We start from the raw sequence: 13,580 nt of genomic DNA on the forward strand, positions 1-13,580 counted from the left end.
ACGCCCGGTTACATTCCGAACCCGGAAGCTAAGCCTCACAGCGCCGATGGTACTGCAGGGGGGACCCTGTGGGAGAGTAGGACACCGCCGAACAATCATTCAAAGGGTTGGTCCCTGAACTTAGGTTCAGGGACCAACCCTTTTTTGTTTTCGGCCACTTGAAGTTCATGTTCCGCCTTCAGCATCCACGGCATGGGTACTGCTGCAATGCTCAGGGCCGCAGGCGTCGGAATCGGTGACGAGGTCATCGTGCCGGCCTTCGGGAATGTGGAAGTCGCCGGAGCGGTCGCCCTCGCGGGTGCGCTTCCGGTGTTCGCCGATGTCGACCCGGTGACGTACTGCCTGGACCCGGCCGCTGTCGGAGCGGTCGTGACCGCGCGCACCGCGGCCGTCGTTGTCGTGCACCGCTTCGGCCGGCCGGCGGATGTGGGGCGGTTGCACGGTGTGGGGCAGCGGCACGGGCTGCTGGTGCTGGAACAGGGCGAGTCCGAGGCGCCGTACGACGAGATCGCGCAGCGTCGGGAGCGGGCGGCCTACCTGGACGGGCGGTTGCGCGGGGTGCGGATGCCGGACGGCGGGGACGGACACACGTATCAGCAGTACGTCGTACGGGTGCCGGGGAACGGTCGGCCCGACCGGGACGCCTTCGCGCGGGCCTTGCGGGGAAAGGGAGTCGACTGCCGGGTGCCGGTGAAGACTCCGGTGCACCGGCTGCCCGAGTTCCGGCGGTGTGTGTCCCTCCCGGAGACCGAGCGCGCGGCGGACGAGACCCTGGCGCTGCCGGTGGACGCCTCGTTGACGAAGCGGGACATGCAGCGGATCGTGTCCGCGTGCAACGCGCTCGGCGGACTGCTTCAACCCGCCTTCTGAACGAGTTTGGGAACACCGGCCAGTTCGGGGTACGATCTGTTCTGTCGCCGCGAGGGAAACCTCGAAAAGCGACCGGCCCTCTTAGCTCAGTCGGTAGAGCGTCTCCATGGTAAGGAGAAGGTCAACGGTTCGATTCCGTTAGAGGGCTCCACAAAGAAGGCCCCCACCCATTTGGGTGGGGGCCTTCTTCATGTCCTGCGTACTCTTTTCTCACGCCACTCGCATCGCCAGGATCGCCATGTCGTCGGACGGGGCGTCGGACGCGAAGCGTTCCACCGCGCGCATGATGCGGGCCGCGACCGCTCCGGCGGTGAGCCCCGTGCACGTGGTGAGGACATCGGCGAGGCCGTCGTCGCCCAGCATGCGGGTGCCCTCGCGGCGTTCGGTGACGCCGTCCGTGACGCAGAGCAGGACGTCGCCCGGATCGAGGATGACCGTCTGCTCGTAGAGCTCCAGATCCTCCATGACGCCCAGCAGCGGCTGGGGCTCGGCGGCCGCCTCGACCGTGCCGTCCTGGCGCAGGCGCAGGGGGAGCGGGTGGCCGGCGCAGACCACCTTCAGCTCGGCGCTGCCGTCCTCGTGCGGGCGCATCTCGCCGTAGAGGAGGGTCAGGAAGCGGCTGCGGGCGCCCTCGTCGAGGATGGCGGAGTTGAGACGCTCCAGGACGGCCGGGCCGCTCAGACCCTCCCTGGCCAGGAGCCGCAGAGCGTGCCGGGCCAGTCCCGTCACCGCCGCCGCGTTCGGTCCCGTGCCGCAGACGTCGCCGATGGCGAAGCCGTAGACGCCGTCGCTGATGGGGAAGACGTCGTAGAAGTCACCGCCGACTTCGTTGCCCTCGCCGGCCGCGCGGTAGATGACCTCGACCTCGACGCCGTCGATCTTGGGGGTCTCCGGGGGCAGCAGGCTGCGCTGGAGGGCCTGGCTGATGGCCGTGCGCTCCGAGTAGAGGCGGGCGTTGTCGAGGGCGAGGGCCGCTCGGCGGCTCAAGTCCTCTGCCAGTTCCAGGATTTCCTGGCGGAAGTGTTCGTCGGTGGGCTTGCCGAGGGTCAGCATGCCGATGACGCGGTTGCGTGCGACCAGGGGGAGGACGACCGTCTCGCCGCCCACCGCCGAGGCGGTGGCGAGCGTGGGGCCGATGCCGGACGCCACCTGGTGGTTCGGGCCGCCGGTCAGGCCGAGGCTGCGCATGGAGCTGCGCAGGGCCGCGTCGTGCGCGGCGGCGGCCGGGGCCGCCCAGACGCGGGCGCCCGGGGTGGGGACCGGATCGGGCGGTGCGATCTTCGAGAGCAACGACTTGATGCCGTCGATGAGTTCCTCGTCCTCGTGCAGGACGTACGACAGGTAGGGGTCGGAGGCCTGGTCGGCGATCGTGTAGACCGCGCACCAGGTGGCCAGGGTCGGAACCGTCATCTGCGCCATCAGAGCCAGGGTCTGATCGCGGTCCAGGGTGCCCGCGAGGAGGTCGGAGGCCTCGACGAGGAAGCTCAGGGAGCCTCGGCGCAGGCGTTCCAGCTCGCCGAGGCGGGCCGACTCCACGGCCAGGGCGATGCGGTCGGCCGCGAACTGCAGGCGCAGCGCTTCCTCGTTGGAGTAGCGGCCGGCGCCCTCCGCCGCCACGCCGAGGGAGCCCGTGAGGCGGCCCTCGACCTTGAGCGGGACGGTGACGACGGAGCGCATGCCCGTGCCGTTCAGCAGGGGTACGGCGCCGGGGACGGCCAGGAGGTCCTCGTGGACGGCCGGCATGCGGGCCGAGCCGTAGCGGCCGGGGCCCGCCTCGACGGGCACGCGCGCGAAGCGCTGGCGGGCGGAGGGCAGGCCCGTGGAGGCGCGGACCTCCAGCTCCGTCTCGTCGTCGGTCGCCAGGAGGAGGAAGGCGGAGTCGCCGTCGAGCATGTCGCGGGCGCGCTCCACCGTGCGCTGGAGGAGGCCGTCCAGGTCGTCCGGGGCCGGGGAGCCGATGAACACCTCGAAGGGGTCGGCGTTCTGGCCGTCCGAGGCGGTGGCCTGGTCGGAGGCCGGGCCGCGCGACGGGGTCTGGAGGACCGCGCGTTCGTGGTCGCGGACGAGCAGACAGACCGTGGAGGGTTCGCCGTCGGTGTCGCGGACGCGGAGGTGGGAGGCGTACACGGGTGTGACACGGCCGTTGGCGCCGCGGATGCCGTAGCTGCCCTCCCAGCGGGAGAGCTGGAGGGCCTCGACGATGCCGGTGCTCGTGCCGGGCGTGTGCGGCCAGGCGGCGAGGTCGGTGAGGGGTTTGCCGGTGACCTGGTCCGCCGGGTAGCCGAAGAGTTCCTCGGCGTCCTCGTTCCACGCCGAGATGGCGCCGGCACGGTCGATCTGGACGACGGCCACGCGCACCCGGCTGTCGGCGAGCGGGAGGAGGTCGGCCGGGAGGGAGGGGCCGGCGGTGCGGGTGCCGACCGGGCGGTCGGGGAGGTCGAGCTGGAACCAGACCTGCTTGTGGGTGGGGGTGTACTCGACGCCCCAGCGGCCGGCGATGGCCGCGCACAGCTGGAGGCCACGGCCGCCCTCGCGGTCCGGGCTGCCCATGGTGGCGAGCGAGCCCTGGAGGGGAATCTCACGTTCCGGGTACCGGTCGGACACCTCGATGCGTACGCCGTCGGCGCTGCGCAGACACAGGACGTCGGCGTGGGTGCCCGCGTGGACGACCGCGTTGGTGACCAGTTCGCTGGTGAGGACCACGGCGTCGTCGATGATGTCGGCGAAGCCCCAGCCCTGGAGGGTGTCGCGGACGAAGGAGCGGGCGGTCGCCACCGATCTCCCGACGGGCTCGAAACTGGCAGCCGCGCGCGCGGTGATCACTGAACTCCTCGGCCGGTCGTCGACGTGCAGGGCTCCCTGGCCGGTCAGGTCGCCTCGCTGGTGGGGCGGGCGCGTGCCGGTGGGCCGGGGGTCCGGGGTCTGTCCCCCCGGGATCAGTCCGGTGGTCATGTGTGCGGCCGCCCCTCCGATGCCCGCTCGTGCTCGTGCCACCGCCCAGGCCGGTCGGACCGGCGTGGCTGGACAGCCGTATGCAAGGTTACTTACCTTCCCGGCCCCTACGGATGCCGGTCGTCAGTGTTTCCGCCCGAGGGTGTGCGGACGATGTGCGAAGCTGCCGAACTGTTATGGCCTGGTTCGGCAAGGGTGAAACACTGGGCAGGCTTCTTGTGAAGGTCCGGGCAGACTGGGTGTCTTCTGAGCACAGGGGGCAGCAGCCCCCCGGGTCCGCCTGATTTCATCGGGCGGGAAACCGAGTGGCAACAGGTACGGCGAGCAGCAGTACCCAGGCACAGCGGTAACGGTCGACCCCTGCGGGAGGGACAAGTGGAGTCTGGCGCAGCGACGCGGGGCACTAAGACGCGCGCGAAAGGCGGACAGTCTCTGAGCAGGCCACGGACACCTGGCGGCGGGACGACCGTCGTGGACACGGCGGCCCTGAACCGGCTGCTGGGGGCCCTCGGCTCCATGCGGGACGGTAATTTCCGCAAGCGGCTCACGGTGTCCGGCGACGGCGTGATGTCGGAGATCGCGGCCGTGTTCAACGAGGTCGCGGACCGGAACCTGCATCTCACGGGTGAGCTGTCGCGGGTGCGGCGCATGGTGGGACGTGAGGGAAAGCTCACCGAGCGGCTCGAGACGGGCGCCTGTGAGGGGTCCTGGGCGACGGCCGTCGACAACTCGAACGCGCTGGTCGACGACCTCGTACGGCCTGTTTCCGAGGTCGGGCGGGTGCTGTCGGCGGTCGCCGAGGGTGATCTGTCGCCGCGGATGGAACTCAGGACGCAGACGCCGGAGGGGACCGGGCATCCGCTGCGCGGTGAGTTCCTGAAGGTCGGGCGGACGGTCAACAACCTCGTCGACCAGCTCTCCACGTTCACCGACGAGGTCACGCGGGTGGCCAGCGAGGTGGGGACCGAGGGCAAGCTGGGCGGCCAGGCCCAGGTGCGCGGTATGTCCGGTTCGTGGAAGGACCTCACCGAGTCCGTCAACACGATGGCGTACCGGCTGACGGCGCAGGTGCGGGACATCGCGCTGGTGACGACGGCCGTGGCCAAGGGTGATCTGTCCCGGAAGGTGACGGTTCACGTCGAGGGCGAGATGCTCGAGCTGAAGAACACCGTCAACACGATGGTGGACCAGCTCTCCGGGTTCTCGGTCGAGGTGACCAGGGTCGCCCGCGAGGTGGGCACCGAGGGCATCCTCGGCGGCCAGGCGCAGGTGTCCGGCGTGGACGGCGTGTGGAAAGAGCTCACCGATTCGGTGAACACCATGGCCGGGAACCTGACGGCCCAGGTGCGCGGGATCGCGGAGGTGACGACGGCGGTCGCCAACGGTGACCTGTCGCAGAAGGTGACGGTGTCGGCGCGCGGTGAGGTCGCCCAGCTCGCGGACACGATCAACCAGATGACCGAGACGCTGCGGACCTTCGCCGACGAGGTCACGCGCGTGGCCAACGAGGTGGGGGCCGCGGGTCAGCTGGGCGGCCAGGCGAACGTGCCGGGCGCGGCGGGTACCTGGAAGGACCTGACGGACTCCGTCAACACCGTCTTCCGGAACCTGACCACGCAGGTGCGGGACATCGCGGCCGTGACGACGGCCGTGGCCAGCGGAGATCTGTCGCAGAAGGTCACGGTGGACGTGGCCGGCGAGATGCTGGAACTGAAGAACACCGTCAACGGGATGGTCGACCAGCTGTCGGCCTTCGGCGCCGAGGTGACCCGCGTGGCGCGGGAGATCGGCGTCGAGGGTGAGCTGGGCGGCCAGGCTCAGGTGTCGGGCGCGGCCGGGACGTGGAAGGACCTGACGGACTCCGTCAACACGGCGTTCCGGAATCTCACCGGACAGGTGAGGAACATCGCGCAGGTCACCACGGCCGTGGCCAACGGTGACCTGTCGCAGAAGGTCACCGTGGACGTCTCCGGCGAGATGGCCCAGCTGAAGAACACCGTGAACACGATGGTGGACCAGCTGTCGTCGTTCGCCGATCAGGTGACCCGGATGGCCCGGGACGTGGGCACCGAGGGCCGGCTGGGCGGGCAGGCCCGGGTGGACGGGGTGTCGGGCACCTGGAAGGAGTTGACGGACTCCGTCAACTCGATGGCCGGGAACCTGACCTCGCAGGTGCGCAACATCGCGCAGGTGACGACGGCCGTGGCCCGTGGTGACCTGTCGCAGAAGATCGACGTCGACGCGCGCGGGGAGATCCTCGAGCTGAAGAACACCATCAACACGATGGTCGACCAGCTCTCCGCCTTCGCCGACCAGGTGACCCGGGTGGCCCGGGACGTGGGTACCGAGGGCAGGCTGGGCGGTCAGGCGCAGGTGCCCGGCGTGGCCGGTGTGTGGCGGGACCTGACGGACTCGGTGAACGGCATGGCCGGGAACCTCACCGCCCAGGTGCGCAACATCGCCCAGGTGGCCACGGCGGTGGCCCGCGGTGACCTGTCGCAGAAGATCACCGTGGACGCGCGCGGGGAGATCCTCGAGCTGAAGAACACCCTGAACACGATGGTCGACCAGCTGTCGTCGTTCGCCCAGGAGGTCACGCGTGTGGCCCGTGAGGTGGGTACGGAGGGGCAGCTCGGCGGACAGGCCGAGGTGCAGGGTGTCTCCGGCACCTGGAAGGACCTCACGCAGTCCGTGAACTTCATGGCGAACAACCTGACGATCCAGGTGCGTCAGATCGCCGAGGTCACGACCGCGGTCGCCAAGGGCGACCTGTCGAAGAAGATCACGGTCGACGCCAAGGGCGAGATCCTGGAGCTCGTCACCACCGTGAACACGATGGTGGACCAGCTGTCGTCGTTCGCCGAGCAGGTGACCCGGGTGGCCCGCGAGGTGGGCACCGAGGGCATCCTGGGCGGTCAGGCGCACGTGCCGGGTGTCACGGGCATCTGGAAGGACCTCAGCGGCAACGTCAACCTGATGGCCAAGAACCTGACCATGCAGGTGCGCAACATCTCCCAGGTCGCGGCGGCCGTCGCCAACGGCGACCTGACGCGGCAGGTGACGATCGAGGCGCGCGGCGAGGTGCAGCAGCTCGCCGACACCTTCAACACCATGGTGAAGACGCTGAGCTCGTTCGCCGAGCAGGTCACCAAGGTGGCCCGTGAGGTGGGCACGGACGGCATCCTGGGCGGTCAGGCGCATGTGCCGGGTGTGGCGGGCACGTGGAAGGACCTCACCGACTCGGTGAACGGCATGGCGTCCAACCTGACCGGTCAGGTGCGCAACATCGCCATGGTCACGACGGCCATCGCCAAGGGTGACCTGACGAAGAAGATCGACATCGACGCGCGCGGGGAGATCCTCGAGCTGAAGACGACCATCAACACGATGGTCGACCAGCTGTCGTCGTTCGCCGAGGAGGTCACCCGGGTCGCCCGTGAGGTGGGTACCGAGGGGCAGCTGGGCGGTCAGGCACGCGTGCGTGACGTCGACGGCACCTGGCGCGACCTGACCGAGTCCGTGAACGAGATGGCCGGGAACCTGACCCGGCAGGTGCGTGCCATCGCGCGCGTGGCGACCGCGGTGACCCGTGGTGACCTGAACCTGAAGATCGACGTGGACGCGTCCGGGGAGATCCAGGAACTCCAGGACTACATCAACAAGATGATCGCCAACCTGCGCGACACCACGATCGCCAACAAGGAGCAGGACTGGCTCAAGGGCAACCTCGCGCGCGTGTCCGCCCTGATGCAGGGCCGGCGCGACCTCCAGGACGTGGCCTCGCTGATCATGAGCGAGCTGCCGCCCCTGGTGGCCGCGCAGCACGGCGCCTTCTTCCTGGCGATGCCGCCGGCCGAGGGCGGCGCGGATCTGTACGAGCTGCGCATGCTGGGCTCGTACGGCTACTCGATGGGCTCCATGCCGACGTCGTTCCGGCCCGGTGAGGCACTGGTCGGGACGGCGGCGGAGGAGAAGCGGACGATTCTCGTCGCGAACGCCCCGACCGGCTATCTGAAGATCTCCTCGGGGCTCGGCGAGGCGCCGCCCGCGCAGGTGATCGTGTTGCCGGTGCTGTTCGAGGGCCAGGTGCTCGGCGTGATCGAGCTGGCGTCGTTCACGCCGTTCACGCAGATCCAGAAGGACTTCCTGAACCAGCTCGCCGAGATGATCGCGACCAGCGTCAACACGATCTCCGTCAACACCAAGACGGAGCAGCTGCTGAAGCAGTCGCAGGAGCTGACCGAGCAACTGCGGGAGCGGTCGGCCGAGTTGGAGCAGCGGCAGAAGGCCCTTCAGGCGTCCAACGCCGAACTGGAGGAGAAGGCCGAGCTGCTGGCCCAGCAGAACCGCGACATCGAGGTGAAGAACACCGAGATCGAGGAGGCGCGGCAGGTCCTGGAGGAGCGTGCCGAGCAACTCGCGGTGTCGATGCGGTACAAGAGCGAGTTCCTCGCCAACATGTCGCACGAACTGCGCACACCGCTGAACTCGCTGCTGATCCTGGCCAAGTTGCTCGCCGACAACGCGGACACCAACCTGACGCCGAAGCAGGTCGAGTTCGCCGAGACGATCCACGGCGCCGGGTCCGACCTGCTCCAGCTGATCAACGACATCCTCGACCTGTCGAAGGTCGAGGCGGGCAAGATGGACGTCTCGCCGACGCGGATCGCGCTCGTCCAGCTGGTCGACTACGTGGAGGCCACATTCCGCCCGCTGACCGCGGAGAAGGGCCTCGACCTGTCCGTGCGGGTGTCGCCGGAGCTGCCGGCCACGCTGCACACCGACGAGCAGCGGCTGCTCCAGGTGTTGCGCAACCTGCTGTCCAACGCGGTGAAGTTCACCGACTCCGGGTCGGTCGAGCTGGTCATCCGGCCGGCCGGGGCGGAGGTGCCGGTGGCGATCCGTGAGCAGTTGCTGGAAGCCGGTTCGCTGACCGACGCGGACGCTCCGCTGATCGCGTTCTCGGTGACCGACACCGGTATCGGGATCGCGGCGAGCAAGATGCGGGTGATCTTCGAGGCGTTCAAGCAGGCGGACGGCACCACCAGCCGTAAGTACGGCGGTACCGGCCTCGGGCTGTCGATCTCGCGGGAGATCGCGCAGTTGCTCGGCGGTGAGATCCACGCGCAGAGCGAGACGGGCCGTGGCTCGACGTTCACGCTGTATCTGCCGCTGCATCCGAGCGAGCTGCCGCCGCAGGGCTACCAGCAGGTCGTGCCCGCCCTGGAGGCCGGTGACCTGGTGGCCTCGGAGAACGGGGCGCGCGAGCTGTCGGAGCTGTCCGAGGCGGAGATCCAGATGCCGGCCGAGGTGCGGTCGTACCAGGACGCGCAGAACGGGCCGGCGGCGCTCTTCCGGCGTCGGCGCCGTCTGGTGACCGGCGGCGAGCAGGTGGGGCGGCCGGAGCAATGGCCGGCCCGCGTGCAGGAGGCCGGGACGCACGCGCGCGAAGGCATCCGGTTCGGCGGTGAGAAGGTGCTGATCGTCGACGACGACATCCGCAATGTCTTCGCGCTGACCAGCGTCCTGGAACAGCACGGCCTGTCGGTGCTGTACGCGGAGAACGGCCGTGAGGGCATCGAGGTCCTGGAGCAGCACGACGACGTGGCGGTCGTGCTGATGGACATCATGATGCCCGAGATGGACGGCTACGCGACGACCACGGCCGTCCGCAGGATGCCGCAGTTCTCCGGGCTTCCGATCATCGCGCTGACCGCGAAGGCGATGAAGGGCGACCGGGAGAAGGCGATCGAGTCGGGCGCCTCCGACTACGTGACGAAGCCGGTCGACCCCGATCACCTGCTGTCGGTGATGCGGCAGTGGATGCGGGACGAGTGAGGTGACCTGCGGCGGGGCGGGAACCTTCGAGAGGCGCCCGGAGTTGCTGACTCAGGGTGTCCGTTGTCGTGTAGCGGGACGGATTTCGGGGAACCTTCTGGTCTCCTGCTGCGTTCCTGCTACGTGCACAGTGACATCACGGTGACAGGGTGTGGCGACGGTCGGGGTGCGGCTACGATGACCGGCACAAGGAAGGGCGGCGCAACGGAGTCGTCCCCAGGGGCGGCGCCCGGTGCACTGCCGGGGCGAGGAGGGCGGGCCATGGTGCAGAAGGCCAAGATCCTCCTGGTCGATGACCGGCCGGAGAATCTGCTGGCGCTGGAGGCGATCCTCTCTGCGCTCGATCAGACGCTGGTGCGGGCATCGTCCGGGGAAGAGGCGCTCAAAGCACTGCTGACGGACGACTTCGCGGTCATTCTGCTGGACGTCCAGATGCCGGGAATGGACGGCTTCGAGACGGCCGCGCACATCAAGCGGCGGGAGCGGACCAGGGACATCCCGATCATCTTCCTCACCGCGATCAACCACGGGCCGCACCACACCTTCCGCGGCTACGCGGCGGGCGCGGTGGACTACATCTCCAAGCCGTTCGACCCGTGGGTGCTGCGCGCGAAGGTCTCGGTGTTCGTCGAGCTCTACATGAAGAACTGTCAGCTGCGCGAGCAGGCGGCGCTGCTGCGGTTGCAGTTGGAGGGCGGTGGCGGCAAGGCCGCCGCGGGCGGTGGGGTCAAGGAGTCGGCGGGGCTGCTCGCCGAGCTCTCGGCGCGGCTCGCGGCCGTCGAGGAGCAGGCCGAGGCCCTGTCCAAGCAGTTGGACGACGAGTCCGCGGACGCGGCGGCGGTGGCCACGGCGGCGCACCTGGAGCGCAAACTCACCGGTCTGCGCCGGGCGCTGGACGCCCTGGAACCGGGCACCGGCAGCGGCACGGCCGCGTTGCCGTCGCCGAACTGAGCGGAACTGACGCGTGCGACGCATCCAGTTGTGCGTGAGGGCGCGTCAGTTCCACCTCCTCCGAGGGCGGGCGTGTCAGTTCCGCGCCTTCGGAACGGCGACACGAACGGGTGAAGCAGTAGGCACACGTGTCCGTTGTGGTCTCCACCGGTAACCTCACACCCATGGCCTCACGTCCGTCCGCAGCCAAGAAGCAGCCCGCCAAGAAGGCGGCTGCTCCCGCGAAGGCTCCGGCGAAGAGGGCCGCCGCCAAAAAAGCCCCGGCGAAGAAGGCGCCCGCCAGGAAAGCCGCGGCCAAGAAGGCCGTGCCCGCGCCGGCCCCCAGCCCCACGGGGGGCGTCTACCGGCTGGTGCGTGCCATCTGGCTGGGACTGGCGCACGCCGTCGGCGCCGTGTTCCGCGGCATAGGGAACGGCGCGAAGAACCTCGACCCCGCCCACCGCAAGGACGGCGTCGCGCTGCTGCTGTTCGGCCTCGCGCTGATCGTCGCCGCGGGGACCTGGGCCGACCTGCGCGGTCCGGTCGGCGACCTCGTCGAGATCCTGGTGACCGGCTCCTTCGGGCGGCTCGACCTGCTGGTGCCGATCCTGCTGGCGGTCATCGCCGTGCGCTTCGTCCGGCACCCCGAGAAGCCCGAGGCCAACGGCCGTATCGTGATCGGCCTGTCCGCGCTCGTCATCGGCGTGCTCGGGCAGGTCCACATCGCCTGCGGCGCGCCCGCCCGCAGCGACGGCATGCAGGCGATAAGGGACGCGGGCGGACTCATCGGCTGGGGTGCGGCGACTCCGCTGACGTACACGATGGGCGAGGTTCTCGCCGTACCGCTGCTGGTGCTGCTCACGGTCTTCGGGCTGCTGGTCGTCACGGCGACCCCGGTCAACGCCATCCCGCAGCGGCTGCGGCAGCTCGGGGTGCGGCTGGGTGTGCTGCACGACCCGGCGGCGGACGAGTACGACGACCTCGACGACGACGCGCGCTACGACGAGCAGTGGCGTGAGGCGCTGCCCGGCAGCCCCCGTCGGCGCTCGGGCTCCCCCCAGGCGTACGACCCCGAGGACGCCGAGCAGGAGGCGCTCTCCCGGCGGCGCGGCCGTCCCAGGCGCTCCGCGGTGCCGCAGCCGGCGATGGACCGGCGGATGGACGCCGTGGACATCGCCGCGGCCGCCGCGGCCGACCTCGACGGCGCGGTCCTGCACGGCATGCCGCCCTCGCGGATCGTCGCCGACCTCACCCAGGGGGTCAGCGTCGGCGACGGGGAGCCGACCACACCGACGCCCGTCCCGGCACCGGCCTCCCGGCCCAAGCAGGAGAAGCTCAGGACGGGCGGGGGAGCGGTCCCCGACCTGACCAAGTCGGCCCCTCAGGAGACGCGCGAGCTGCCCCCGCGCGCGGAGCAGCTCCAGCTGTCCGGCGACATCACCTACTCGCTGCCCTCGCTCGACCTCCTGGAGCGCGGCGGCCCCGGCAAGGTGCGCAGCGCCGCCAACGACGCGGTCGTCGCCTCGCTGACGAACGTCTTCACCGAGTTCAAGGTCGACGCGGCCGTCACCGGCTTCACGCGCGGGCCGACGGTCACCCGCTACGAGGTCGAGCTGGGCCCGGCCGTGAAGGTCGAGCGGATCACCGCGCTGGCGAAGAACATCGCGTACGCCGTCGCCAGCCCCGATGTGCGGATCATCAGCCCGATCCCCGGCAAGTCGGCGGTCGGCATCGAGATCCCGAACACCGACCGGGAGATGGTCAACCTCGGCGACGTGCTGCGGCTCGCCGAGTCCGCCGAGGACGACGACCCGATGCTGGTCGCCTTCGGCAAGGACGTCGAGGGCGGCTACGTCATGCACTCGCTGGCGAAGATGCCGCACATGCTGGTCGCCGGCGCCACCGGCTCCGGCAAGTCGTCCTGCATCAACTGCCTGATCACCTCGGTCATGATCCGGGCGACCCCGGAGGACGTCCGGATGATCCTGGTCGACCCCAAGCGGGTCGAGCTCACCGCCTACGAGGGCATCCCGCACCTCATCACGCCGATCATCACCAACCCCAAGCGGGCCGCCGAGGCGCTCCAGTGGGTCGTACGCGAGATGGACCTGCGCTACGACGACCTCGCCGCGTACGGCTACCGGCACATCGACGACTTCAACCGCGCGGTGCGCGAGGGCACCGTCAAGCCGCCCGCCGGCAGTGAGCGCGAGCTCCAGGCGTATCCGTACCTGCTGGTGATCGTCGACGAGCTCGCCGACCTGATGATGGTCGCGCCGCGTGACGTCGAGGACTCGATCGTGCGCATCACGCAGCTCGCGCGCGCGGCCGGCATCCACCTGGTGCTCGCCACCCAGCGCCCGTCTGTCGACGTCGTCACCGGCCTGATCAAGGCGAACGTGCCCTCGCGGCTCGCCTTCGCCACCTCCTCGCTCGCCGACTCGCGCGTCATCCTCGACCAGGCGGGCGCCGAGAAACTGATCGGCAAGGGCGACGGGCTGTTCCTGCCGATGGGCGCGAACAAACCGACCCGTATGCAGGGCGCCTTCGTGACCGAGGCCGAGGTCGCGGCCGTCGTGCAGCACTGCAAGGACCAGATGGCGCCGGTCTTCCGGGACGACGTCACGGTGGGCACCAAGCAGAAGAAGGAGATCGACGAGGACATCGGCGACGACCTCGACCTGCTGTGCCAGGCGGCCGAGCTGGTCGTCTCCACCCAGTTCGGATCGACGTCCATGCTCCAGCGCAAGCTGCGCGTCGGCTTCGCCAAGGCCGGACGGCTGATGGACCTCATGGAGTCGCGGAACATCGTCGGGCCCAGCGAGGGCTCCAAGGCGCGTGACGTTCTCGTGAAGCCGGACGAGTTGGACGGCGTGCTCGCCGTGATCCGGGGGGACTCTGGGGGGTAGACGTCGGCCAGGGAAGCGGAGGTCGGCCGTGACTCACCCGTTAGAGAGCAGTGGGCAACCGTTTCCCTTTGGCATACGTCC

At 69.7% G+C, this 13,580-nt stretch carries 5 protein-coding genes, 1 tRNA gene and 1 rRNA gene; 6 read left to right on the forward strand and 1 reads right to left on the reverse strand.

The genetic code is table 11. The features are described from left to right. The 3 genes from rrf to ABT070_RS33050 form a co-directional block, all read left to right on the forward strand. Window positions 1-93: ribosomal RNA gene (rrf, locus tag ABT070_RS33040) — 5S ribosomal RNA — on the forward strand; the annotation flags it as partial. 114 nt (window positions 94-207) lie between these two features. Next, window positions 208-870, forward strand: coding sequence for a DegT/DnrJ/EryC1/StrS family aminotransferase (locus ABT070_RS33045; protein ID WP_351766278.1), 663 nt, complete (start codon window positions 208-210; stop codon window positions 868-870). Window positions 871-945: 75 nt separating this feature from the next. After that, a tRNA-Thr gene (locus ABT070_RS33050) sits at window positions 946-1,021 on the forward strand. Between the two features lie 59 nt (window positions 1,022-1,080). On the opposite strand, the gene ABT070_RS33055 is transcribed toward ABT070_RS33050, so the two are convergent. Next, window positions 1,081-3,822 carry a SpoIIE family protein phosphatase gene (locus ABT070_RS33055; RefSeq protein WP_351766086.1) on the reverse strand — a complete coding sequence of 914 codons (2,742 nt, stop codon included), beginning with the start codon at window positions 3,820-3,822 and terminating at the stop codon, window positions 1,081-1,083. Between the two features lie 375 nt (window positions 3,823-4,197). On the opposite strand from ABT070_RS33055, the gene ABT070_RS33060 reads away from it, so the two are divergent. From ABT070_RS33060 to ABT070_RS33070, 3 genes are all read left to right on the forward strand, one after another. Then, the gene (locus ABT070_RS33060; RefSeq protein WP_351766088.1) at window positions 4,198-9,660 is read left to right on the forward strand and encodes a HAMP domain-containing protein; all 5,463 of its coding nucleotides are present in this window, start codon (window positions 4,198-4,200) and stop codon (window positions 9,658-9,660) included. 261 nt (window positions 9,661-9,921) lie between these two features. Continuing rightward, a complete protein-coding gene (locus ABT070_RS33065; protein WP_314224539.1) occupies window positions 9,922-10,611 on the forward strand; it encodes a response regulator in 690 nt (229 codons plus the stop codon). A gap of 164 nt (window positions 10,612-10,775) precedes the next feature. Then, a complete protein-coding gene (locus ABT070_RS33070; RefSeq protein ID WP_351766090.1) occupies window positions 10,776-13,499 on the forward strand; it encodes a DNA translocase FtsK in 2,724 nt (907 codons plus the stop codon). Window positions 13,500-13,580: the final 81 nt, after the last annotated feature.

Source organism: Streptomyces sp. NPDC002884 (assembly GCF_040295245.1).
Taxonomy (GTDB): domain Bacteria; phylum Actinomycetota; class Actinomycetes; order Streptomycetales; family Streptomycetaceae; genus Streptomyces.

Excerpts from the sequence above, each read along its gene's own strand:
- ABT070_RS33045 (WP_351766278.1), top strand. The coding sequence starts at position 208 with ATGCTCAGGGCCGCAGGCGTCGGAATCGGTGACGAGGTCATCGTGCCG.
- ABT070_RS33055 (WP_351766086.1), bottom strand. The coding sequence starts at position 3,822 with ATGACCACCGGACTGATCCCGGGGGGACAGACCCCGGACCCCCGGCCC.
- ABT070_RS33065 (WP_314224539.1), top strand. The coding sequence starts at position 9,922 with ATGGTGCAGAAGGCCAAGATCCTCCTGGTCGATGACCGGCCGGAGAAT.
- ABT070_RS33070 (WP_351766090.1), top strand. The coding sequence starts at position 10,776 with ATGGCCTCACGTCCGTCCGCAGCCAAGAAGCAGCCCGCCAAGAAGGCG.